This window comes from Pseudomonas sp. S3_E10 (genome assembly GCF_054667615.1).
The window spans coordinates 2,907,397-2,929,106 of record NZ_CP162743.1 but is presented as its reverse complement, the minus strand read 5'-3'; the positions used below and the strand labels follow the sequence as shown (position 1 = coordinate 2,929,106).

Annotated in this window: 17 protein-coding genes; 4 read left to right on the top strand and 13 right to left on the bottom strand. The window is 63.9% G+C overall.

Annotated elements, in window-relative coordinates:
• Positions 1 to 14 precede the first annotated feature (14 nt).
• The 13 genes from AB4N98_RS13185 to tagH form a co-directional block, all read right to left on the bottom strand.
• Positions 15 to 392 carry a hypothetical protein gene (locus AB4N98_RS13185; protein ID WP_017526799.1) on the bottom strand — a complete coding sequence of 126 codons (378 nt, stop codon included), beginning with the start codon at positions 390 to 392 and terminating at the stop codon, positions 15 to 17.
• A 124-nt stretch (positions 393 to 516) separates the two neighbouring features.
• Complete coding sequence (tagQ, locus tag AB4N98_RS13180; RefSeq protein WP_017526798.1) at positions 517 to 1,446, bottom strand: type VI secretion system-associated lipoprotein TagQ; 930 nt, start codon at positions 1,444 to 1,446, stop codon at positions 517 to 519.
• Between the two features lie 82 nt (positions 1,447 to 1,528).
• A complete protein-coding gene (locus tag AB4N98_RS13175) occupies positions 1,529 to 3,241 on the bottom strand; it encodes a formylglycine-generating enzyme family protein (RefSeq protein ID WP_017526797.1) in 1,713 nt (570 codons plus the stop codon).
• Positions 3,234 to 4,418 carry an ABC transporter permease family protein gene (locus AB4N98_RS13170; protein WP_017526796.1) on the bottom strand — a complete coding sequence of 395 codons (1,185 nt, stop codon included), beginning with the start codon at positions 4,416 to 4,418 and terminating at the stop codon, positions 3,234 to 3,236. The genes AB4N98_RS13175 and AB4N98_RS13170 overlap by 8 nt, the downstream gene beginning before the upstream one ends.
• Positions 4,418 to 5,122 (bottom strand): ABC transporter ATP-binding protein, encoded by a 705-nt coding sequence (locus AB4N98_RS13165; RefSeq protein WP_223494897.1) that lies wholly within the window; start codon positions 5,120 to 5,122, stop codon positions 4,418 to 4,420. Before AB4N98_RS13165 ends, AB4N98_RS13170 begins: the two co-directional genes overlap by 1 nt.
• The gene (locus AB4N98_RS13160) at positions 5,122 to 8,109 is read right to left on the bottom strand and encodes a serine/threonine-protein kinase (protein ID WP_460149505.1); all 2,988 of its coding nucleotides are present in this window, start codon (positions 8,107 to 8,109) and stop codon (positions 5,122 to 5,124) included. Before AB4N98_RS13160 ends, AB4N98_RS13165 begins: the two co-directional genes overlap by 1 nt.
• A complete protein-coding gene (locus AB4N98_RS13155) occupies positions 8,106 to 8,825 on the bottom strand; it encodes a PP2C family protein-serine/threonine phosphatase (protein ID WP_065879249.1) in 720 nt (239 codons plus the stop codon). Before AB4N98_RS13155 ends, AB4N98_RS13160 begins: the two co-directional genes overlap by 4 nt.
• Complete coding sequence (tagF, locus tag AB4N98_RS13150; protein ID WP_017526792.1) at positions 8,826 to 9,479, bottom strand: type VI secretion system-associated protein TagF; 654 nt, start codon at positions 9,477 to 9,479, stop codon at positions 8,826 to 8,828.
• Positions 9,476 to 12,976 carry a type VI secretion system membrane subunit TssM gene (gene tssM / locus AB4N98_RS13145; protein WP_460149504.1) on the bottom strand — a complete coding sequence of 1,167 codons (3,501 nt, stop codon included), beginning with the start codon at positions 12,974 to 12,976 and terminating at the stop codon, positions 9,476 to 9,478. Before tssM ends, tagF begins: the two co-directional genes overlap by 4 nt.
• A complete protein-coding gene (locus AB4N98_RS13140) occupies positions 12,973 to 14,262 on the bottom strand; it encodes a DotU family type VI secretion system protein (protein WP_017526790.1) in 1,290 nt (429 codons plus the stop codon). The genes tssM and AB4N98_RS13140 overlap by 4 nt, the downstream gene beginning before the upstream one ends.
• 6 nt (positions 14,263 to 14,268) lie before the next feature.
• The gene (gene tssK / locus AB4N98_RS13135; protein ID WP_017526789.1) at positions 14,269 to 15,603 is read right to left on the bottom strand and encodes a type VI secretion system baseplate subunit TssK; all 1,335 of its coding nucleotides are present in this window, start codon (positions 15,601 to 15,603) and stop codon (positions 14,269 to 14,271) included.
• Positions 15,604 to 15,621: 18 nt separating this feature from the next.
• On the bottom strand, positions 15,622 to 16,131 hold the full coding sequence (tssJ, locus tag AB4N98_RS13130) for a type VI secretion system lipoprotein TssJ (protein ID WP_017526788.1): 510 nt from the start codon (positions 16,129 to 16,131) through the stop codon (positions 15,622 to 15,624).
• Positions 16,132 to 16,186: 55 nt separating this feature from the next.
• On the bottom strand, positions 16,187 to 17,575 hold the full coding sequence (gene tagH / locus AB4N98_RS13125; protein ID WP_460149502.1) for a type VI secretion system-associated FHA domain protein TagH: 1,389 nt from the start codon (positions 17,573 to 17,575) through the stop codon (positions 16,187 to 16,189).
• A gap of 395 nt (positions 17,576 to 17,970) precedes the next feature.
• On the opposite strand from tagH, the gene tssA reads away from it, so the two are divergent.
• The 4 genes from tssA to AB4N98_RS13105 all read left to right on the top strand — a co-directional run bounded on the left by tssA (position 17,971) and on the right by AB4N98_RS13105 (position 21,677).
• A complete protein-coding gene (gene tssA / locus AB4N98_RS13120; RefSeq protein ID WP_017526786.1) occupies positions 17,971 to 18,987 on the top strand; it encodes a type VI secretion system protein TssA in 1,017 nt (338 codons plus the stop codon).
• 54 nt (positions 18,988 to 19,041) lie between these two features.
• On the top strand, positions 19,042 to 19,548 hold the full coding sequence (gene tssB / locus AB4N98_RS13115) for a type VI secretion system contractile sheath small subunit (protein ID WP_017526785.1): 507 nt from the start codon (positions 19,042 to 19,044) through the stop codon (positions 19,546 to 19,548).
• A gap of 2 nt (positions 19,549 to 19,550) precedes the next feature.
• Positions 19,551 to 21,047 (top strand): type VI secretion system contractile sheath large subunit, encoded by a 1,497-nt coding sequence (gene tssC / locus AB4N98_RS13110; protein ID WP_017526784.1) that lies wholly within the window; start codon positions 19,551 to 19,553, stop codon positions 21,045 to 21,047.
• 141 nt (positions 21,048 to 21,188) lie between these two features.
• Complete coding sequence (locus tag AB4N98_RS13105) at positions 21,189 to 21,677, top strand: Hcp family type VI secretion system effector (RefSeq protein WP_017526783.1); 489 nt, start codon at positions 21,189 to 21,191, stop codon at positions 21,675 to 21,677.
• Positions 21,678 to 21,710: the final 33 nt, after the last annotated feature.

Genomic DNA, 21,710 nt, shown 5'->3' with positions numbered 1-21,710 from the left:
TTTATTGAAAAACCTCAGTTCTTCTTTTTCTTCGGCCGCAAATACTTGGTCAACCCCTGGAACCAGATCACCAGCGCCGGGTTGCCCTTGATCTGGATCGACTTGTCCTGAATCCCCGTCATGAACGCCAATTGCTTATTCTTCGCCTGCATCGTGGCGAAGCCGTAGGCCGCATCCTTGAACGCAATCGCGAACGCCGGCGCCGGGTGAACCCCTGAGCGGCTGGTAATACGCTGGTCTTTGACGATGAAGTGACGGGCAACCTTGCCGTCGAGGGTCTGCAACTGGAACGCCAGGTCTTTGTCACCCAACTGTTGCTGGAAGGCAGGATTGGTGCGGCTGGCTTTGCCCATCATCAGGCCCAGCACCCACAAGAGAAGACGAAATTTCATGCACGCGGCCTCGGTGTCATTATTAAGTGGCCGCAGCAGTGTAACCAATTGCAAGCAGAACGCCACCGATCTAGCGCTTTAGGCGCAGATCGGCTGGCGTTTAACGCTTATAGCAACATCTTACTCAAACGTTAGGGCAAGGCACCGGCGCCCAGTCGGCCAGGTTTGGATCGCGGCAGGTGCCTTCGATCTGTGCCTTACCGGCGCTGGCGACTTTCTTGCTTTCATCCTGCTTGTTCTGGGCGGTCTGGAAGGTTTTCTCGGTGGAGACCGCTTCGGTAGGGACGGTTGGAAGCGGCGGCTTCTTCGGCGGCTTGGTACCGGTGCCTTTCTTCTTGTTGGCCGGCGGCACGACAGGCGTTACATCGGCCTTGGCCACGGTGACCACGTCGGCACGCTGCACGCCGACCTGTTGCAGGTCTTTCTCGTAGGCCTGGGTGTAGTTGTTCAGGTCTTCGGCAGCCTTGCCATTGACCGCAACGATCAGGTCATTGGATTCCTTCAGGCCCGCGACGATTTCCGCCAGGCGCTTGCGGCCTTCGGTGTCGTTGACCGTCTTGGCCTTGCGGTCCGAGACCAGCTTGGTGAACGCGCTCTGGTAGCACTGCTGGGACGCCTTGGCATACGCCGTGCTGCGATCGATATCGGAAGCGCTTTTGTTCACGTCAGCGGCATAGGAGGCGATGCGCTGGTTGTCATCGGCGATCTGCTTCTGACGCTCGGTGTAGTAACCCGCCGCGCCGCCGGCCAGGGCACCACCGGCTGCGCCGATCGCGGCGTTACGACCGCGCTTTTCCTTGTCGCCGGTCAGGGCGCCCAGCAAGGCACCGCCGGCAGCGCCGATGGCCGCGCCAGTGACAACCGACTTGGTCATGTTCGAATCGGTGGCACGCAGGTGCTGTACCGGCTCGTAGCAGTTGGGGTAGTACTCGACTTTTGTGCTGGACGCGACCTTGGAGGCCGGCGATGTCGCACAACCGGTCAGCACCGTGCTGAAGCCGGCCGCGATCAGCAGCAAATGACGCTTGGAAACCGCCTTACGGGAAAAAAGCATAAGTTGTGTTCTCTTCTAAGTTTGACTTGCCCAGCACGGCAACCGCCGCCTGAGTCCCTTCCAAGCTCGCTGCAACCAACGGTCAAGACCGCTGACCGCTCGCTGCGAGCAATTCCTTCAAGATCGTCGCCGGGTCGGCCCGCTGTTGTTTGCGGTAATTGCCGACATGGCTGACGAATAGTGTCGCGCGCGTGACCAGGCTCTTACCGAGCACGGGCTTGCGATCCAACTCTTCCTTGATCCGTTGAAACTGTGCCTGGATCACCGCATCGGTGTAGCGCGTGCCGGTGGCCAGGTTGTCGATGTAAATCGCGACCGCGCCGTCGAGGGCGCTGCGCCCGTTGGCAATGGCCATATCAAACAACTGCGCGCTGGCCTGGTCCTTGTTGTCCACGGCCTGCTGGCGGCTCTTCTGCAGGTTGGCCAGGCGAATGTTGTAGTTGCTGATGGTCTCGGCCACCAGCGCGGAAGACTGAATCAGGTTGCCGGCCGCCTCTTCGCGTTGCTGGGCGATCAGCGAAACGTTGCGCTTGAGCTCTTCGTTGACCAGGCCCAGTTCGGCTTGCAGCTTGGGGTCGGCGCTGGCGGCGATGATGCTGTCCAGGCGCTTGGTGGGGTCCTGGGCGTCGTCGATGGCGTCGGTCAGCGACGCCAGGCGCCCTTCCTTTTGCCACTGCGCGAACAGCTCCTTGTAGCGCGAGCGCGGCGCGGACAGCGCGCCAATCGCCACGCGAAAACCGGTGGTTTCGTTGCTTTGTTCGGTGCCGTCGGCGGCGAACAATGGGTATTCGCGGCGCATGCCGGTAAACAGCGTGCCCTCGCCCTCCAGGTAATTGCCGCCCTTGACCACGAAGCCGCCATAGGTGCCCTGGCGGCGCCCGGCGTGTACCAGTTGGAAAGATTCCTGGACCATTTCCGCCGCGTTGCCGATCACATCGAACATGCCGATCGGGTTGGGCAGTTTGGTGCCGATGGGCATCAAGCGCGCGGCCTGACCTGTGCCGCCGGCGACCTGGTTGAACACCGCGTAATCGCCCAGCGGGCCGTCGCTGTCACTGCCTTCGGCGCGGCGCGGGAACAACCGCCCTTCCAGGTCCTGACGGCTCACCGCCTGGCCACCGCGTGCCGCGAACTCCCATTCCACCTCGGTAGGCAGGCGCACAAACCCCAGGCCGCCGTCTTCGGCCGACGTCCCGCGCCCGCTCACCGGCAGCAACTCACGGTGGTATTTCATCAGCCAGGCGCTGTACACCGCCGAGAAGCGCTCGGCCTCAAAGCGCGACAGCTTCACCTTGGGCAAACGCCCGGCCATGCCGGTGGGCGCCTCGCAGGCCGGGGCCGGCTCGCCACTGGCCAGGGACTGCGCCTGGGCCATCACCTGGGCGTACTGGCGCGCGGTAACTTCGTACTTGCCGATGAAATACAGCATGGGCTTGAGCGGGGTCTTGGCGTCGGTCTTCGGCATCAGCGGCGCGATGACTTTGTTCCAGTCCCTGGGCAAGTCCTTGAGGGTGAACTGGCCGTTGATGAAATCGCGGCGATAGCCGGAAATAAACGACTGCTGATACCCCGCCTCGCCTTCGGCAAAGGGGTAACCGAGGCTGATCTCACGGTCATCCAGGGTGCCCTGGGCCAGCACGTAGGCGTAGCGGAACACCATATTGCCGTCGCACGGCAGCGGCAGGCTGACGTCGTCCGGCAACGGTTTGGGGTTGTCCAGTTTATCGCTTGCTTCATCCGCCCAGGCCAGCGAGGCCAGGCTCAGCGCCACGGCGGCGCCCAGTAACTTATACATCTCTGATTCCTTCGCAAGCCTGGATACGCGCCACTCGCCAACCGCCGCAAGCTGCCGCCACGGCACTGACGCCGAGGACTGCAATCAGGGCCAGGCCGTAGTGGCGCGCCAGCAGGTGACTGGCGTGTTCGCCCGGCACCTGCACGAATAATGTATTCAACCCCGCCTCGGCCAGGCCATAGAGCCCGGCGCTGAACACGGCGGCAAAGCCTGCGCTATAGAGCGCCTGCAGCACCACGAACAACAGTAGCCCACCGGTGGGAAATCCCAACAGGCGCAACACCGACAATTCCCGACGCTTGCGCGCCACAGCGGCCAGGGCCCCGGCGAAGATCGCCGCAAAAGCGCCCGCCAACGCCAACCCGGCGATGATCCAGAATACGACCGACAGGTTGCGGCTCAACGACTGCACCTGGGCAATGGTGTTCGCCTGGGTCGACACCAACAGGTTCTGCCCGGCGAAAAACACGCGCAGCGTCTCCACATCAGTGAGGCTGCGCGCATACAGGCGAAACGCCGGATACACGCGCTGCTCGCCCACGGCCACCTCTTCCCCCGCCCATCCCAACGCCGCTACGGCGCGCCCATCGCGATAATCTTCCGCCGCTTCCAGCAAGCCCAGGTCAGCGAACAAAGCGTCTCGGGCAAAGGCTTCCAACGGCAACACCGCCACCACCCGCACCCGCGTGCGCTGTTCCTCGACACGCCCAGCCACCTGACGCGCGAAGCGGGTTTCCAACATGTCGCCAGGCCGTGCCGCCAGCTTTTCGGCGGCGGTGTGGCTCAGCACGATCTGGTCCAGGCCCTTGGGCATCGCCAGATCGCCCAGCAAGGGATCACCCGGCGCCGTCGGCAGCATCTCCAGGGTCAGCGTTCCCACCTGCGCCGTCGCCGCGATCTGCCGCGTGCGCGGCAGCGCAAACGCCACATCAGGGCGTTGGCCCAGCTGCGCGATAAATGTGCTGCTGAATCGACCACCGCCCAGCGGAATAATTTCACGGGTAGCCGGATCGGTCTGCAATCGTTCGGTCAAACTGCTAACCAGTCCAAATTTCAAGCCGAATAACACCAACAATGGCGCGATCACCGCCACCAGCGCCAGCACCGAACAGGCCGACAGCCAGGCATCGTTGCGGTAATCCTGCCAGGCCAGCGACGCCACCAAAGGGATACGCATCAGCACGCCTCCCCAAGGGTGGCGGTGACGCCGCCGTCGGCGTCGCGACGGCAACTGATGCGCCGCACCTGCAAGCCACTGGCGCGGGCCAGGGGTTCGTCATGGGTGGCGATCACACAGGCGGCGCGGTGTTCGCGGGCCTGGGCCAACAGTGCATGCATCACACGTTCGGCATTCAGCGGGTCGAGGGACGCGGTGGGCTCATCCGCCAGCACCAGTTGCGGTGCGTGGGCCAGGGCACGCGCGCAGCTCACGCGCTGGCGTTGCCCCACCGACAGTGCCGAGGGTTTCTTGGCCAACTGGTCGCTGATTTCCAGCTGTTCGGCCAGACGCGTCACGCTGCCATCGTCCTTCAAGCCCAGCAGTTGGCGGGACAAAGCGATATTGCCGCGCACATCGAGAAACCCCAGCAGCCCGCCGGTTTGCAGGACATAGCCCAGGTGTTGGCGGCGCAATGCGGCGAGTACGGACTGCTGATCGGCGCGCCACAAGCCAGCGATGTCCTGCCGATTGAATTCGAAGCCGCCCACCTGATCCGGCGCCAGCACCAGCGCGAGCAAATCCAGCAAGGTGCTTTTGCCGCAACCGCTGGGCCCGACAATCGCTACTTGCTCGCCCGCACGCAGCGTCAGCGCCGGGATCACCAGGCTATAACGCTGGCTACCGACGCCCCGGCTCTTGTGCACCGCGCTCAGGTTCAGCATTACGGCAGCGTCGACAACGGCACGCGGTACAACGCATCGCCCGGCTCGGCATCGCCAAAACGGACCCAGTTGGCCACGTCATTGTGGAAGGTTTCGTAGAGGCGGATCTTCGAATCCAACTCGTCGATAAAGTCTTCCTGCTCGGCCACGCTCAACGACAACCACAAATCCTGGGTCATGTTCAGCGACTTGCTGCGGTACGGCAGGCCTTCCAGGTATTCACCAAGGATGCCGCCGTCGGCCAGGTTGCCGCCCTTGCGCAAGGCTTGCGGGTCGCGGCTCATGTAGGCCGAGGCGCTGGCGATTTCCTGGAAGAAATCCTTGGGCGAGGTCTGGGTCTTGCGCGCCGCGTCGACGATCAGCTTCAGCGACTGCTGCAAGTCGTTGAGCTGCAATTTGGTCAGCATCACACACACCTGGAACGCCGGCAGCGCCGGGTTGGTCAGGTCGCGATCGGCGGTCCAGGCGCTGACCAGTTGCGGCGCCTGGCTCGCGGTCTTGCGGCCAAGGAAGTCCATGTGCATGGCATACCCGACCGCCGCGGTTTTGTCCGCCAGGCTTGGCGCGGCACTCAGCAACGGCACCGGCTGCGGCGTATCGCTGCGCACCTGATGCACCAAGTTGGCGAAGACGGTGCCGATCTCGTCGACACGCTCGCCCAACTTGCGCACATCGCCACCCGGTACCGGCGTGTACAGGTCGCCGATCCGCGGGTTGGCGTCGGCGGTGAGCACGCGGTACTGGCTCTCGGCGCCGGCGTGGGTTTTCTTGCCGGCATCGGTGCGCAGGTGCAGGGCGTAGATCTTGATCTGCTTGCCCAACGCGGCCTGACGCACTTCGGCCTCGTTCATCTGGGTGGCGGCAAACGGGTCGTTCTTGCGCAGCGCACCGGCATCGGTGACCAGCAGGATGATGCGCCCGCCATAGCCGGACCAGTCCATGCCATCCACCGCCTGCATCACCCCGGCAAACGCGTCTTCGTTGAACGAATGGCTGGACACGCTGGAGGCTTTGACCTGGCGCGCCATGTCGAGGAAACGCTGCGGGTCGCGGCCCTGATCCAAAGTGATCAGGGTCTTGGCCACGTATTCCAGGCCGGGGGTTTTCTGGGTGCTGTTGCGAAAGCCGACCATGCCGAAGCTGACGCTATCGAGTTCGCCGCGCTCGGCGATACGGGTTTGCAGTTCGTGTACCACATCGCGGATCTGGTCGATGTAGGGCTGCATCGACACGGTGGTATCCACCACCAGCACCACGGCGGTGCGGAAGGCGTCGGCATTGGCATTGATGACCGGCGTGGCCGGCTTGGCCACCGCGCTGCTGCCGGGGTCGATGGAGGCGATATTGAGCAACTGCACCGGCTGGCCGTTTTCGTCGAAGCTCTCTTTGGAGTCGAAGATCGGCAACAGGTAAAACTGGTTCTGCGGCACCGCGCTGGCAGCCGGTTCCAGGGCCAGGACCTGGCCGTTGTCGTCGCTGTGCTTCTGCGCTTTGGCCAGCACACCTTTGGCGGCGGCGGGGTCGGCGAGCAGTTTTTCCACTTCCCCCGGTTGGCGCAGGAACATCACCGGCGCACGCCCCGAGCGCTCGGTGAACTTGAGCACCAGGCTCTGCTTCCAGTCGCTGACCTGGGCGGCCGGCAACCAACCGTCGCTGCGCCCATCGGTGGCGGCGCCGACGCGCACCCACGGCTGGCCGTCGAGGTCTTTGCGTTGGTACACGTAGAGCACGGAGAACGCCGGCAGCGCTTTGCCGGGCGCACTGCCGGCCTCGCTGGAAAGCTTGGCGCCGGGCTTGCTCAGCACACGTTGGAACAGGGTCTTTTTACCGGCCATCAACAGCGGGCGCTGGCCGCCATCCACCTCGGCCACCGCTGCGGGGGGCATGGCCGGCGGCGTGGCTGCCGGTACAACGGCTGCAGGCGGTTTTGCCGGTTCGTCACTACCGCTCAACCACCAGTAACTCGCGCCGCCAATCGCCAGCGCCACCGCCACGGCTACCGCCGCCAGTGCCAACACCGGCCCACGGCGCTGTTCGGACACAGCCTTGTGCTGCGTCGGCGTCACCACCGGTTGGCGCTCCGGCTGCGGCTGGGGTTTGGCGGTGGGGATCTCGATGGACTGCGGCGTGATCCCCGCCAAATCAAAATTCATCGGAATAGGCAGCGGCCGCACCAGCGTGGCTTCCGGCGAATCCGCCGGCAGTTGCTCCAGCGCCAGCAGCAATGCCGCCGCATCCGGGAACCGTTCGGCCGGGTCCTTGGCCAGCAGCTTGCGCAGCACGCCCTGATACCGGCCGTGGTGCACCGGCAATTCCGGCAATGGCTCGGTCAGGTGCGCCAGCGCGGTAGACAGCGCATCGGTGCCGCTGTACGGCAGCTTGCCGACGAGGATTTCGTACAACACCACGCCCAGCGCATACAGGTCGGCGCGGCCATCGATCTCCTGGCCCCGCGCCTGTTCCGGGCTCATGTAGCTCGGCGTGCCCACGGCAAAACCGGCCTGGGTGAACTGGGTGCGGTCATCCAGGGACTTGGCAATGCCAAAGTCCGACAACACCGCCGTGCCGTCGGCGCGAAACAGAATGTTCGCCGGCTTGACGTCGCGGTGCACCAAGCCCTGGGCATGCGCATAACCCAGCGCCGAGGCAATCTGGCGAATCAAGGTCACGCCCTGCTCCGGCGTCATGCCGGCGGCGATGCGTTCCTTGAGCGTGCCGTTGGGCAGGTATTCCATGGCCATGTAATACAGCTCACCGACATTGCCGATGTCATGGATGGTCACCGTGTGCGGGTGCGACAGGCGCGCCAGGGTTTTGCCTTCGCGCAGGAAGCGCTCGCAGAACGTCGGGTCGGCCGCCAGCGCCGCCGCCATCACCTTCAACGCCACCTTGCGCTCCAGCGAGCGCTGGGTTGCCAGGTATACGCTGGCCATCGCGCCTTCGCCGATCTCGCCTTCGATGTCGTAGCCCGGAATCACGATATTCATACCGATACCTTCACGACGATGGCGGTGATGTTGTCCGGTGCGCCGCGATTAAGCCCCAGGTGTACCAGGCTGCGCACGATTTCATCCGGGGCGTCGTGGCTGAGCACGTCGCGGATTTCATGATCTTCGACGGTCTTGTTCAGGCCATCGCTGCACAGCAGGTAACTGTCACCGGGGGCGATCAGCAGATCGAGCACCGCCACCTCAAGCTGGGCTTCCACGCCCACGGCGCGGGTGACGATATTGGCGCGCGGGTGTGTGCGGGCATCGGCTTCGCTGAGCAGGCCGCTGTCCTGCAAGTCCTGCACATAACTGTGGTCGCGGGAAATGCCCTCCAGCACGCCGTCGCGCAGGCGATACAAGCGACTGTCACCGGCCCACAAACACACGCCGCGCAAGCCACGGGCGGCCAGCGCCACCACGGTGCTGCCCATCATGGTCACGCCACGGTTGGCGGTTTCTTCGCGCACGGCAGCGTTGATGCGGATCAGGTCATTGCGCAAGGCCGCCGAGTATTCGTCGAGGGAGCGACCCATCGGCACGCTGCGCAGGCTGTCGACGATCAGGCTGCTGACGTAGTCCCCCGCCGCATGCCCGCCCATGCCGTCGGCCACCACCCACAGGCGGTTTTCCGGCAGGTCCAGGCACGCGTCTTCGTTGACTTGGCGCACCATGCCTACATGGCTTTTGCTTGCGGATTTGTACGTCGCCCCCATCTACACCACACCTTCTTGTCCGAGCAAAAACTGCGCAAAATCGCTGGCGGCGGGCAAGCCCTGACACCGCAATAAACCAGGGGAAATACGTTGCGAGCCACGGCCCCACCAGAGGCTTGCGCCTTCGCAGGCCTGCTCGGCGAGCGCGGCCATGCGCCCATGGGGCTCGGTGGCGGCCATGCGTTGCAGGCTGGCGAAACGGCTGTCGACCGCACGCGGCTCAGCCGTCGGCGCGCCGAGGCGGTCGAGGCCGTCGTTGAAACCTTCAAATGTCGCGCCGGCGTCCAGGGTGCTGAGCAGCAACTCTTCAGCCCGCTCGAACCACGCGTCCGACCCGCCCACCAGGGAGGCGGGGTTGTTGTTGTGATCGAGCAAAGCCACCACCGCCAGCGGGAAATAGCGCCCCACCCGGTCGATGCTCGGCATCACCACGCCGGTCGCCGCGTCCGGCCCGCATACGCCCGGCGCCAGTACAAAGCGCCACAACGGGCTGACCAGGTACACATTGAGCCAATCACCGCCCAGGCTGTTCTGGCTGGCGAGCAAGCCCGCCGCGAGCCAGCTGTCCCACGGGCCGATAAAACTCTGGGGCAAGGCGCGGCTGACAAAGTCCCCGCGACTGGCCAGCTTGCCGTAGAAACCCAGGCTCGTCATAGCCGCTCCGGCAGGCTGAAGCCACTGATCACGCGACTCTTGAACGGGTTGAAGGCGCTGTTGGCGCGCAACTCGTAGGCGATGCTCGCGCCATCGACCCGCAAACGCAGGTTGAAGCGGTCCGGCGAGTTGCCAGCGGTGAGGTCCGATTGCTCCAGCAGGCGGAACCACGCCCACGGGCCATCCAGGGTCACGCCGGAACGGCCACTGGCCGACGGCGGCATGATGGAAATACGCACCACGCCAATGCTGCCGGGGTTCGGCCATTGCATCGCTACCGGGCGGCTCGGGCCGTGGTCGTAGCTCAGTTGCTGGCCGTCGAGGTCAAGCAGGAACTGGGTAATGGTCGGGTCCATCGACACCGGCTTGAGCTCGAAACGCACGATAGGCTGAGTGCCCCCCGACCTGAAGAACGCATCGCGAATAGTCGCGGCACGCTGGAAGGTTTGCAGCACACCCGGCGCAATCCCCAGCTTCTGCGCGGCGCCCGGCTGCCAGCGCCAGGTCGGCGCGGAGGTGTCCACGTAAGGTTGCAGGTATTTGCGGAAGTAGTTGTCCATCACCCCGCCCACGCCGAAGAACTGGCCGAAGTCATCCAGGGTGGCGTCGCGGGTGCTGCCCGGCGACATCGGGTAACGCCCCGCCAACGACTGGCGGTACACGTTGACCACTTCGCTGACCCAGGCCGCGTTCAGTTGGTTACGCACGCCGCCCATCATGCTGTTGGTGGTGGAATTGACCACCGACTTGACCATACCCTGTACCAATGGCGGCTGGCGCTCGGCATTCAGGCTGACCCGCGTGGCGGCGGCCGACGCCTGGTTCTTGGCCTCGCCGAGCAAGGCGTCGCCGCTGGCGCCGACCATGGCGCTGACCTGTACATACAGCGCATTCATGTCCGACAGCAGGCCATCGATGGCCGCCGGTTCGCCTTCGTTCTTGCTGACGATGCTGTTGAGCTCGGCAAAGTGCGCAGTCACCGGATCATCCGCCGCCTGCGGGGCATTGGCGGTGGGTTGTTCCTGGCCGAGCAGGCTGCCAAGGCGCTCCTTGAGCTTGTCCACACCGCCTTCCACCGGCACACCTTTGGCCGCCAGTTGGCGCTCTTCGGCTTGCAGGTCGGTTTCCTTGGCCACCGCCACCAGCAGTTTTTTCAGCGGTGAGCTCGGCCCGGAAATCACCCGCAGCACGTCAGCCGCCTGAGCCACGCTGGTGATGGGCACAAAGTCGATGTCGGCGAGCAGCGCGTCCCACTGACGCTGGTAATCCTGGAAGTACAGGCGCCGCACATCGGCGGCCAGGCTCACCACGTTCTGTTGATCGGCCTGCTCACGGCCGAGCACCCATTGCTCTTCAGCGAGGGTGCCGGTCTGGTTCAGGCTGCTGAGCAGGAACGCCTGGCGATAGCCCTTGGCGGTGAAAAACCCGCTCAACGGCTCGCCCAACGGCTTGCCGCTCTTGCGGCTGAACACCAGCGCGGCGTCGCGACCGGCGGCTTCGTTGATGCGAAAGTCCGGGATACCCTCGAGCAGCTTCTGGCGCTTGACCCGGTCGTAGACACGCTGGGCCACCGGCAATTGTTGCAGTTGGCGGCGCAGATCGTCGATCAAACGTGGGTCGAGGCGCGCATTCGGTGGGTGGCGCTCGAACAACGCCTGCAAGTGCCCGGTCAACGCCTGGCGCTGATCGGCCGGCAAGTCGCGCGGCAAGTTGCGGTCCCAGTCGAGCGCGATCCAGGCTTTGATGAAGTCCGGGTCGTAATGCTCGCTGTCGGCCAGCATCAGGTAGGCCTTGAGGCCTTCGTAAAGAAAGTCCGAGTTGCCGCCGCCGTGCAGTTGTTCTTCGATGCGCGTCACCAGGCGTGGCGCAAACACCGCGATCAGCAGCTTGCGGTAGACGCTGGCGGACTCGGCTTCGAGCATGTCGCCCTGATACAAGCCCAGGCCCTCTGACCAGTTGGGCGAGTCACCCGCAAGGTTTTTCACCGCGTTGAGCAACGGCAGCACGGCCAGCACTTCGCGCTGTGCCGGGCTCAGGTTCTGTACGGTCTGGCCCAGCGGCGCGACCTTCTGGTCGACCTGGGTGATATAGGCCTGGTTGGCGCGATAACTCACCCACCACAAGCCACTGACCACCACCACGGTCGCCACCGTCGCCGCGAGTACGCCGCGGGCGATCCACTTGCGCCGCCGTTCGACCTTCGGGTTCACCCCCACTAGCCCACGCTCGGCAAATGCCACGGCGGTAAACAGTTTTTCGATGAAGTAACTGCGCCCGGTGCCGCTCTGGCGCGCCAGGTGCTGGCGGTCCAGGTTCATGCTCTGGGCCATGGCGCCGATCAGGCGGTCAATCGGGCTGCCTTCCTGGGTGCCGCTGGTGAAATACACACCGCGCAGCAACGCACGCTCTTCGAAGGCGTTGGGTTTGAACACGCCTTCGAGGAAGCTTTGCAGGCAATCCTTCAACGCGCCGAACTGCTGTGGGAAGCCGTAGATCAGGTCGCGCCGCGCCGGGTCGCGTTCCTGTTGCAGGCGCTCCACCAAGCGTTCGTTGAGGCGCTGTTCGAGGCCGGCGAACTCACTTTGCAAATGGGCCAGCGGGCTGTCGCTGTTCTTGCCGTCGTCCAGGGCAAACGTCATGCCCCACACCTGGGCGCGGTCTTCCTTGCTCAGGTTGTCGAAGAACTCCATGAAGCCCGGCACCAGGTCGAGCTTGGTCAGCATCAGGTAGATGGGGAAGCGCACGCCCAGTTGGGTGTACAGCTCCTGGATACGCAGGCGAATCGCAGCGGCGTGGGCGGCGCGCTCGGCGTCGGTACCGAGCAGCAAATCCGACAGGCTGATCGCAATGAATGCGCCGTCGATGGGGCGACGCGAGCGCTGCTTTTTCAGCAGGTCGAGAAAGCCCAGCCACGCGGCTTTATCCACCTTGGAGTTGCTGTCCTGGGTGGTGTAGCGGCCAGCGGTGTCGAGCAGGACGGCCTGGTCGGTAAACCACCAATCGCAGTTGCGCGTACCACCGACGCCGCGCACCGCACCGGCGCCCAACTGCGCGGCCAACGGAAAATGCAGGCCGGAATTGACCAGCGCGGTGGTCTTGCCCGAGCCCGGCGGCCCGATGATCACGTACCACGGCAGTTCATAGAGGTTGCGCCGCTCATCACCGCCGAGCTTGGCTTTTTTCAACAGCGCGAGGGCTTCGTCCATGCGCTCGCGCAGGGTCGACAGCTCTTCGGCGGTGGCCACACTGTTGGGGTCGACCGGTGTTTGCGCCGCGAGGCTGCGCATGACTTCGGCAGCCTGGCGACGGGCCTGGACGATGCGGAACACGCGATAGGCGATCCACACCCCGAACACCAGGATGATCAGCGCCCAACGGCGCCCTTCTGGCACCAGCACGTCGAGCAACGGCCCGACAAACCAGATGATCAGGCTCAGGGCGATCAGGCCCAGCACCGGGATCACCCAGCGAATCATGAAACTGAAAAACGCCTTCACTCGACGCCCTCCGCCAATACGGTGATTTCAACCCGACGATTGCGGGCACGGCCTTCGGCTGTGCTGTTGGTGGCCAGCGGCTCGGTGTCGCTTCTGCCCTCGGCACTGAAGCGATCCGCCTGGCCGGTCTTGGCCGCCAGGATTTCCAGCACCGACTTGGCCCGCGCTTCGGACAACGCCCAGTTGGACGGGAAGCGCAGCGTGGCAATCGGGCGGTTGTCGCTGTGGCCGGTGACGCGCACCTGGCCCTTGACCTTGCGCACGGCGTCGGCGATGCGCAGCATCAGCGGCTGGTAGTCATCGACGATGCTGGAGCTGGCGGACGCGAACAGCTCATCGCCACGAATGGTCACCACGGAGCGGTCGACCTTGTCTTCCACCGCCACGCGCCCGGCCTTGATGTCTTCCGCCAGGAAGCCCGCCAGACGCGGCCGCTCGATGACTTTGGGCTGCGCCACCGGACGGTCGATGGCCTGCACCGGGATCTCGCCCAGGGCATGGATATTCTTGAACACCGGTTCCGCCTGCGCCGCCAGCAACATGCGCAGCACGAACAGCAACGCCAGCAGCAGCGCCAGGCCGATGGCCACGGCGATCCACGGCGGCATGAATTGCGCCAGGCGGTCCCGCGCCACGGTCACGCCGCGCCAGTGCGGCGACAGCTCGCGCTCGTGCTCGCCACGGGCGCTGCGAATCGCCGCCGCCGTGCGCTCGCGCAGGGCTTCCAACTGGCTGCGTCCGTCGTTCATCACGCGGTAGCGGCCTTCGAAACCCAGGCACATGCACAGGTACAACAGCTCCAGCAAATACAGGCGTTCCCGTGGGCTTTGCAGGCAGTGGTCGAGCAGTTGGAAGACTTTTTCGCCGCCCCAGGCTTCGTTGTGCACGGTGATCAAAAGGCTTTGCTTGCCCCACTCGCTGGTGCTGCCCCAGGGCGTGCTCAACACCGCCTCATCCAGGGCGGTGCACAGCGCGTAACGCGCCAACAGCACTTCGTTACGCGCCACGCCGGCGGCTTCGGCGCGCTCTTCGAACTGGCGCAGGTACGCCAGCAACTGCGCGCGCAGGCTGGCCGGCGCCGGGTGGGCGATGGTGTTGCGCAAGCGCGTCAGCAAGGCCAACAGCGGCCCCGCGGCGCTTTCCAGCGGGTTGAGGCCTTGGCTTTTGCCGGTGAGCATCGGCGCGGCCGGCATCGACAAAGGCGCGGGTTCAGCACGCGCAGGTTCCGGCGCGCGGCCACCCGGACGCGGCATGAACTGGGTGCGGTCGTCATCATTGGGATGCATCGCGGATTATCCTCGGATCGCCCAGAAGGCCAGGTTCAAGCCCGGGAACTGCCCGGCGATATGGAAGGCAAAACCACCGGAGTTGCTCAACTGTTGCCAGTGCTCGCTGCCCCGGTCCAGTTCGTAGTAGGTGCTGCCCGCGTGGTACGGCAATTGGCGCGGCGCCACCGGCAACGGCACCAGGCCGATGCCCGGCAGCTGCAGGTTGACCATGTCGCGGATGTGCTCCACCGCGCCGACCTTGCTCTGCTGGCCGAAGCGCCCGCGCAGGGTTTCGCCGGGCACATCGGCACGCACCACCAGGATGAAACTGGCGTTGTCGAGCAGGGTCTTGTCCGCCAGCATCGCCACGTGGATGCCATAGGCTTTTTCCACGATGGGAATAGGCGTGGCCTTGCTGTCGATCAACATCGACAGCGCCTCGCGCAACGCCGCCATCACCGGGGCGAAACTCAACGCCAGGTCGTCATGCTGGTACTGCGGGTATTCCTGGGGCCGACGGCCCGAGGTGGAAAACGTCGAGAACTCCCCCGCCAGGCTCACCAGTTCACTGAAGAAGCGCTCTGGGTGCAGCGGGCTCAACTGGCTGAAATGCCGGATCAACGGCTGGGCGCGGTTGACCAGTTGCAGCAGCATGAAGTCAGCGATCTCCGAAGCGCCGCCGGCACCCGAGGCGACTACACGGCCAGCCAGGGCTTCGCCGCGCTGATGCAACAGGCCCAGCAGCTCGCTGCGAAACGCGCTCAGCGGTTTGCTCGCGGCCACGTCCAATACGGGTGGAATGTAGGTGTCGTCGAGCACCAGGGCGCGGTCGGCGCGTTTTTCCTTGATGCGTACCAGGCCGACGGCGGCGTAGTCGCTGATGCCATCCTGGGCAGTCAGCAGGCGCAACGCCCGCGAGCCTACGGCCACCGGCGCGCGGTTTTCGAACGGTGCGTTGTCGTCGCGCACTTCACGCACCTGGCTCACGTAACGTGCGGCTTCCAGGGCTTCGCCTTCGTCCACCGTGTCGCGCGCGCCGGCGCGCTTGAGCGGCAGGGCCAGGTACACCAGGCCGTCGCGCAGGTTGTCGTCGACGTTCAACGGGCTCGGCGCCAGGTCGTCCTGGGGAATATTGAACGGCGTGCCGTCGGGCAACAGGCCACGGGCCGAGACGATCGCCAGCTTGCCCTGGGCCAGCAGGCCCTGGTCGATCAGCAATTCGGAAAAGCCCCAGCTGCCTGCGGACAACGGGCGGCTGCGGGCGTCGATCAGGTTTTCCAGGTAACGGTCATGCTGCTGGAAGTGCTGCGTTCCGATGAACATGCCTTCCGACCAGACCACGCGATTGTTCCAAGACATGGGGGCTCCGATTGCTTCTTATTGGGCAGGGCTGGATGGGGTAACCACGACGTCGGCGCGCACGGCACGCACATCAAGGCTGATCTGGTATTCGGTGTATTGACGCGGCGGCACGTTGATCACGGTGCGCCATTGCGCGCGGTCCAACTCGCGGTACCCCACCAGCAAGCCGATCTGGCGCGTGGACGGGTCAAGGTCGCGCTGAATGCTCAATTGTTGGCCGGGTTGCACCATCACTTCATCCTGGTCGAGCAGGTCCAGGCCGAGGGTCGATTGCGCACGGTCGGCCAGGGCGAAGTAGTCGGAGCGGCCAAAGGTGGCGGCGTTTTTCAGTTCGAAAATGCGCACGCGCACCGGGGCGGCCTGGCCATTGGCGCCGGGGTTAAGCCCGGAAATGGCGTGGAAATGCAGCTCGACGGCGGCGGTGTCCACTTCTGCCTCGACGGCGGCGTCGGGCTTGGCGGCCTCCTTGGCGCACGCCGTCAGCAGCAGCGCGGTGGCGACTGCGAGTAAAAACCTGGGAATCATCCTGCGTCCTCAATGACGTACTTAGCTATCCGTTGAAACCGTTGCCGCGCCGCGTTCAGCGACGCTGTCGTGCGCTGTGTTCTTCGTAGGCCCGACTGAATTCGCGGCCGAACAGGTCCTGGAAATCTTCCTGGGCCTCGCGGGAAATATTGCTATAGAGCTCGGTGAACTGCTGCCAGTACTGGGCCTGGCGCGAACCGTTGAAGAGACTCGACAGCCCGGCCGGCTTGCCCATGCGTTCTTCCAACTGCGCCGGTTCGAAGCGCGCCAGCAGGTGCTTGATCGCGGCCTCCACCCCGGCCATCACCGCCAGTTGATGGGCACGCAGGTCATCGAAACTGTCGCGCACGGCGATATCCGGTGCCATAAACGCTTGGTTGCCGTGGCGCAGGAGCAGCAGTAACGCTTCGTCGGCATTCGGTGCGAATTTCAACGGATTGTTTTCCGCCGGCTGGATCATCGTCTGCTGCATACGGAACTCGCCCTTGAGACTGGCGCGGGCACGCAATACATCGATCAGGCCTTCGACCATCAGCCGATAGCTGCGACCGATGTTTTCCATCTGCGCTTGCGCCTGGGCAGTGTCCAGACGTAATTGGTCCAGGCCGGCGCCGCGCAGGAAGGCTTGCAACAGATCGGGTTGTTGGCTGTCGGCCACCGGGCGCACAGGCTCGACCACGGGCGACGGCGGGATCACCGCTGCAGGTGGCGGCGGCGGTGGTGAGGGCAGCGGCGGCGTGGGTAGCGGCGCAGCGCTCACCACCGGCGCGGGCGCGGGCGCGTCGCCGAACAGGTCCCAGTCTTCAGGGATCACTGAACCGGAGGCCACCGGCGCTTCAACCACAGGCTCGGCCACCGGTACAACCACCGGGGTCGGCGCACGGAAGTCGTGTTGCTGGGACGGCACATGATCCGGCACGGTCGGCGGCGGCACGGCGGTGGGGCTGAGGAAGTCGAACAGGTCCGGCAGGGTGTCCATGGAGGAGGCGCCCTGAAACTGCGGCGCGATCACCGGGGTGGGCATTGGCGCGGGCGTCGGCGGGCTGGCCACGGCGCCCATCAGCGCTTCAAAGCTGTTCGGCGAATCACCGGCAAACGGTTGGCTATCAACGGCTTGCACGTTGAAGTCGATACGCGCCTGGATCTCGTAGTCGCCGATGCGGATCAGCTCACCGTCTTGCAGCGGCTCGCTGTTACCCCGGCGCATGCGAATACCGGCGCTGACCAACTCCACACCGTTTGTACTGTTATCGGTTAAGTAATAACGGCCATCTTTGTATTGAATAACGCAATGTTGGGAAGACACCAGGCGCTCTGGGTCAGGCAATACCCAGTCATTATCCGAGCTGCGGCCGATCGCCATCGAGCCCTGGTTCATGGACTTTTCGGCGCACTGCCCTGGGGTAATCTTGTGATAACTAGTAATAGTCAAACACAGCGACATCTTGCCTCCTTGCTGATTACTTCGCGCGCGGTCGATTCCCGGGACGGCGCTCCCCGAGAAATCCCCATCAGGACGTGCAATCGGCCGTCCCCAACCTGCTGATGCCAGCATGATCGCTGATCTTAACTGGGCTCTATGACAAAAATCCTGTCCCGGTACGCCGTTCGACCCGTTGGTCGTGCAGGTTGTTAAGCACCGCACATCTGTCACAGAGGGCGAATAGCTTACCTTGACAAGGCATAAGTACTACACCAAAAATGCACAACTTCTTGAATACCAATGATGGCACATTAATAGCACTGTGCTTATATGACCAAGAAAACATGCAAAGTTCACCGCGCAACTAATGCATGCATTGCCCGTCATCTAACGGGCTGATAGGGAGATCGATTTCAGTGGATGTGCCGTTGCTGCTCACCGCCGTTTCCGCGACTTCGCCTTGTGGCGAAGACATGGAGTATGACGCGCAATTTCTCCAGCTTGAGCGTGATGCCAAGGGCCAACCCGAGCGCAGCATGGGCGACGCCGTTCTGCCCGCTGAACCGCCTGAATGGCGCAGCATCCAGCAGCAAAGCCTCGACTTGTTGCAGCGCAGCAAAGACCTGCGCATCACTCATTTCCTGCTGCAAAGCTCCCTCGCCCTCCAGGGTGTGGCCGGGCTGGCTGAAGTCCTGACGTTGATCGATGCGCTCCTGCGTGAATACTGGGCCGAGTTGCACCCGCGCCTGGATGCGGACGACGACAACGACCCTACCGTGCGTATCAACGCCCTGGCCGGCTTGACCAGCGACGCGACCATTCGCCTGTTGCGCGAAAGTATCCTCACGCGCTCGCGCACCTTCGGCCCGGTAAGCCTGCGCGCAGCCCTGAATGCCAGCGGCCTGATGAGTTTCCCGGACGAACAACTGGGTGCGCAGCAGTTGAATGCCGCGTTCCTCGACAGCGATCCCGAACTCCTGCAGGCCACCCGCGACGCCTTGAGCGCCGCGCGTTCGGCCTGTGAAGCCATCGAACAACAGGTCAACGACCAGGTCGGTTCGGCCCAGGGCGTGGACCTGAGCCTGTTGAAGCAACCGCTCAAGCAGGCCCTGCAAATTCTCAATCAAGCGGTGCCAGGCACCGACAGCAGCAGCGAGCCCGAGGCCGTCAGTGACGACAATGCCCCCTCGGTCGACTTCGCCGCCCCTGCCGCACCACGCCCGGTCGGCGACATCGCCAGCCGCGATGACGTGTTGCGCAGCCTCGACAAGATCCTTGCGTATTACACCCGGCACGAGCCTTCGAGCCCGCTGCCGGTGTTGTTGAACCGCGCGAAAAATCTGGTGCACGCCGATTTTGCGGCGATCGTGCGCAATCTGATTCCCGATGGCATGTCCCAATTTGAAAACCTGCGTGGCCCGGACGACGAGTAAGTCGCCAGGCTTTGCAGTAACAACACCGTCGCTCAAGCGACCAGGAGCAGCAACGTGGCGAAGCAAAGTTCTCAGAAATTCATCGCGCGCAACCGCGCGCCTCGAGTGCAGATCGAGTACGACGTCGAGCTTTACGGCGCCGAGAAAAAGGTCCAGCTGCCCTTCGTGATGGGTGTGATGGCCGACCTCGCCGGCAAGCCTGCCGAGCCGCTGGCCCCAGTGGCCGACCGCAAGTTCCTTGAAGTGGACGTCGACAACTTCGACTCGCGCCTCAAGGCCATGCAGCCGCGCGTGGCGTTCCACGTACCCAACGAGCTGACCGGCGAAGGCAACCTGAGCCTGGACATGACCTTCGAGAGCATGGACGACTTCAGCCCGGCCGCCGTGGCCCGCAAGGTCGACTCGCTGAACCAGTTGCTCGAAGCCCGCACCCAGCTGGCCAACCTGCTGACCTACATGGACGGCAAGACCGGCGCTGAAGAAATCATCATGAAGGCGATCAAGGACCCGGCACTGCTTCAGGCACTTGCCAGCGCGCCGAAGCCTGCAGGGGATCAGTAATCATGACCGACAATACCGTTCGCGAAGGCGCGCTCAACCTGGGCGCCACCGAAGAAACCAGCGAGTTCGCCTCGCTGTTGATGCAAGAGTTCAAGCCCAAGACCGAGCGTGCCCGCGAAGCCGTGGAAACCGCCGTGCGCACCTTGGCTGAACAGGCGCTGGCCCAGACCGACCTGGTGTCCAATGACGCGATCAAGTCGATCGAATCGATCATCGCCGCCATCGACGCCAAGCTCACCGCCCAGGTCAACCAGATCATCCACCACCAGGATTTCCAGCAGTTGGAAAGCGCTTGGCGTGGCCTGCACTACCTGGTCAACAACACCGAGAGCGATGAGCAACTCAAGATCCGCGTGCTCAACATCTCCAAGCCGGACCTGCACAAGACCCTGAAGAAATTCAAAGGCACCGCGTGGGACCAGAGCCCGATCTTCAAGAAGATGTACGAAGAAGAATACGGCCAGTTCGGCGGCGAACCTTATGGTTGCCTGGTGGGCGACTACTACTTCGACCAGTCCCCGCCGGATGTCGAGCTGCTGGGCGAGCTGTCCAAAGTCTGCGCGGCCATGCACTCCCCGTTCATCGCTGCGGCATCGCCGACCGTGATGGGCATGGGCTCCTGGCAGGAACTGTCGAACCCGCGCGACCTGACCAAGATCTTCACCACCCCGGAATACGCCGGCTGGCGCTCGCTGCGTGAATCGGAAGATTCGCGCTACATCGGCCTGACCATGCCGCGTTTCCTGGCGCGCCTGCCGTACGGCGCCAAGACCGACCCGGTGGAAGCCTTCGCCTTCGAAGAAGACACCGACGGCGCCGACAGCGCCAAGTACACCTGGGCCAACGCCGCCTACGCGATGGCGGTGAACATCAACCGTTCGTTCAAGCACTACGGCTGGTGCTCGCGCATCCGTGGCATTGAGTCCGGCGGCGAAGTGGAAAACCTGCCGGCGCACACGTTCCCTACCGATGACGGTGGCGTGGACATGAAGTGCCCGACCGAAATCGCCATCAGTGACCGCCGTGAAGCGGAACTGGCGAAGAACGGTTTCATGCCGCTGCTGCACAAGAAAAACACCGACTTCGCCGCGTTCATTGGCGCGCAGTCGTTGCAGAAACCGGCCGAATACGACGACCCGGACGCCACCGCCAACGCCAACCTGGCGGCGCGCCTGCCGTACCTGTTCGCCACCTGCCGTTTCGCTCACTACTTGAAGTGCATCGTGCGCGACAAGATCGGTTCCTTCAAAGAGAAGGACGAGATGCAACGCTGGTTGCAGGACTGGATCCTGAACTACGTCGACGGTGACCCGGCTCACTCCACCGAAACCACCAAGGCCCAGCACCCGTTGGCCGCCGCCGAGGTGATCGTGGAAGAAGTCGAAGGCAACCCGGGTTACTACAACTCCAAGTTCTACCTGCGTCCGCACTACCAGCTCGAAGGGCTGACCGTGTCGTTGCGCCTGGTGTCCAAGCTGCCTTCAGCTAAAGGCGCGTAAGTAACTTGCTCTTCTGTGGGAGGGGGCCTGCTCCCGATAGCATCATCTCGGTTTGACTGACAGACCGAGTTGCCTGCATCGGGGGCAAGCCCCCTCCCACACAAACCAAATCAAGTGGCCGGTGCCACACAGGGAGAAAACATGGCTGTTGATATTTTCATCAAGATCGGCGACATCAAGGGCGAGTCCATGGACAAGGCCCACAAGGACGAAATCGACGTGCTGAACTGGAGCTGGGGCATGTCCCAGTCCGGCAACATGCATGTAGGCGGTGGCGGCGGCGCGGGCAAGGTGAACATCCAGGACCTGTCGCTGACCAAGTACGTCGACAAGGCTTCGCCCAACCTGATGATGCTGTGCGCCAGCGGCAAACACATCGACAAGGTCAAGCTGACCGTGCGCAAGGCCGGTGGTGAAAGCCAGGTCGAGTACATGGTGATCAACCTGGAAGAAGTGCTGGTGACTTCGCTGAGCACCGGCGGTTCGGGCACCGATGACCGCCTGACCGAAAACGTCACCCTGAACTTCGCCCAAGTGATGGTCGACTACCAGCCGCAGAAAGCCGACGGCACCAAAGACGGCGGCGCGGTCAAGTTTGGCTGGAACATCCGTTCCAACACCAAGCGCTGATAGCCCTTGTGGCCGTGGCCCGGTGCCACGGCC

Excerpts from the sequence above, each read along its gene's own strand:
- AB4N98_RS13185 (WP_017526799.1), bottom strand. The coding sequence starts at position 392 with ATGAAATTTCGTCTTCTCTTGTGGGTGCTGGGCCTGATGATGGGCAAA.
- tagQ (WP_017526798.1), bottom strand. The coding sequence starts at position 1,446 with ATGCTTTTTTCCCGTAAGGCGGTTTCCAAGCGTCATTTGCTGCTGATC.
- AB4N98_RS13175 (WP_017526797.1), bottom strand. The coding sequence starts at position 3,241 with ATGTATAAGTTACTGGGCGCCGCCGTGGCGCTGAGCCTGGCCTCGCTG.
- AB4N98_RS13170 (WP_017526796.1), bottom strand. The coding sequence starts at position 4,418 with ATGCGTATCCCTTTGGTGGCGTCGCTGGCCTGGCAGGATTACCGCAAC.
- AB4N98_RS13165 (WP_223494897.1), bottom strand. The coding sequence starts at position 5,122 with ATGCTGAACCTGAGCGCGGTGCACAAGAGCCGGGGCGTCGGTAGCCAG.
- AB4N98_RS13160 (WP_460149505.1), bottom strand. The coding sequence starts at position 8,109 with ATGAATATCGTGATTCCGGGCTACGACATCGAAGGCGAGATCGGCGAA.
- AB4N98_RS13155 (WP_065879249.1), bottom strand. The coding sequence starts at position 8,825 with ATGGGGGCGACGTACAAATCCGCAAGCAAAAGCCATGTAGGCATGGTG.
- tagF (WP_017526792.1), bottom strand. The coding sequence starts at position 9,479 with ATGACGAGCCTGGGTTTCTACGGCAAGCTGGCCAGTCGCGGGGACTTT.
- AB4N98_RS13140 (WP_017526790.1), bottom strand. The coding sequence starts at position 14,262 with ATGCATCCCAATGATGACGACCGCACCCAGTTCATGCCGCGTCCGGGT.
- tssK (WP_017526789.1), bottom strand. The coding sequence starts at position 15,603 with ATGTCTTGGAACAATCGCGTGGTCTGGTCGGAAGGCATGTTCATCGGA.
- tssJ (WP_017526788.1), bottom strand. The coding sequence starts at position 16,131 with ATGATTCCCAGGTTTTTACTCGCAGTCGCCACCGCGCTGCTGCTGACG.
- tagH (WP_460149502.1), bottom strand. The coding sequence starts at position 17,575 with ATGTCGCTGTGTTTGACTATTACTAGTTATCACAAGATTACCCCAGGG.
- tssC (WP_017526784.1), top strand. The coding sequence starts at position 19,551 with ATGACCGACAATACCGTTCGCGAAGGCGCGCTCAACCTGGGCGCCACC.
- AB4N98_RS13105 (WP_017526783.1), top strand. The coding sequence starts at position 21,189 with ATGGCTGTTGATATTTTCATCAAGATCGGCGACATCAAGGGCGAGTCC.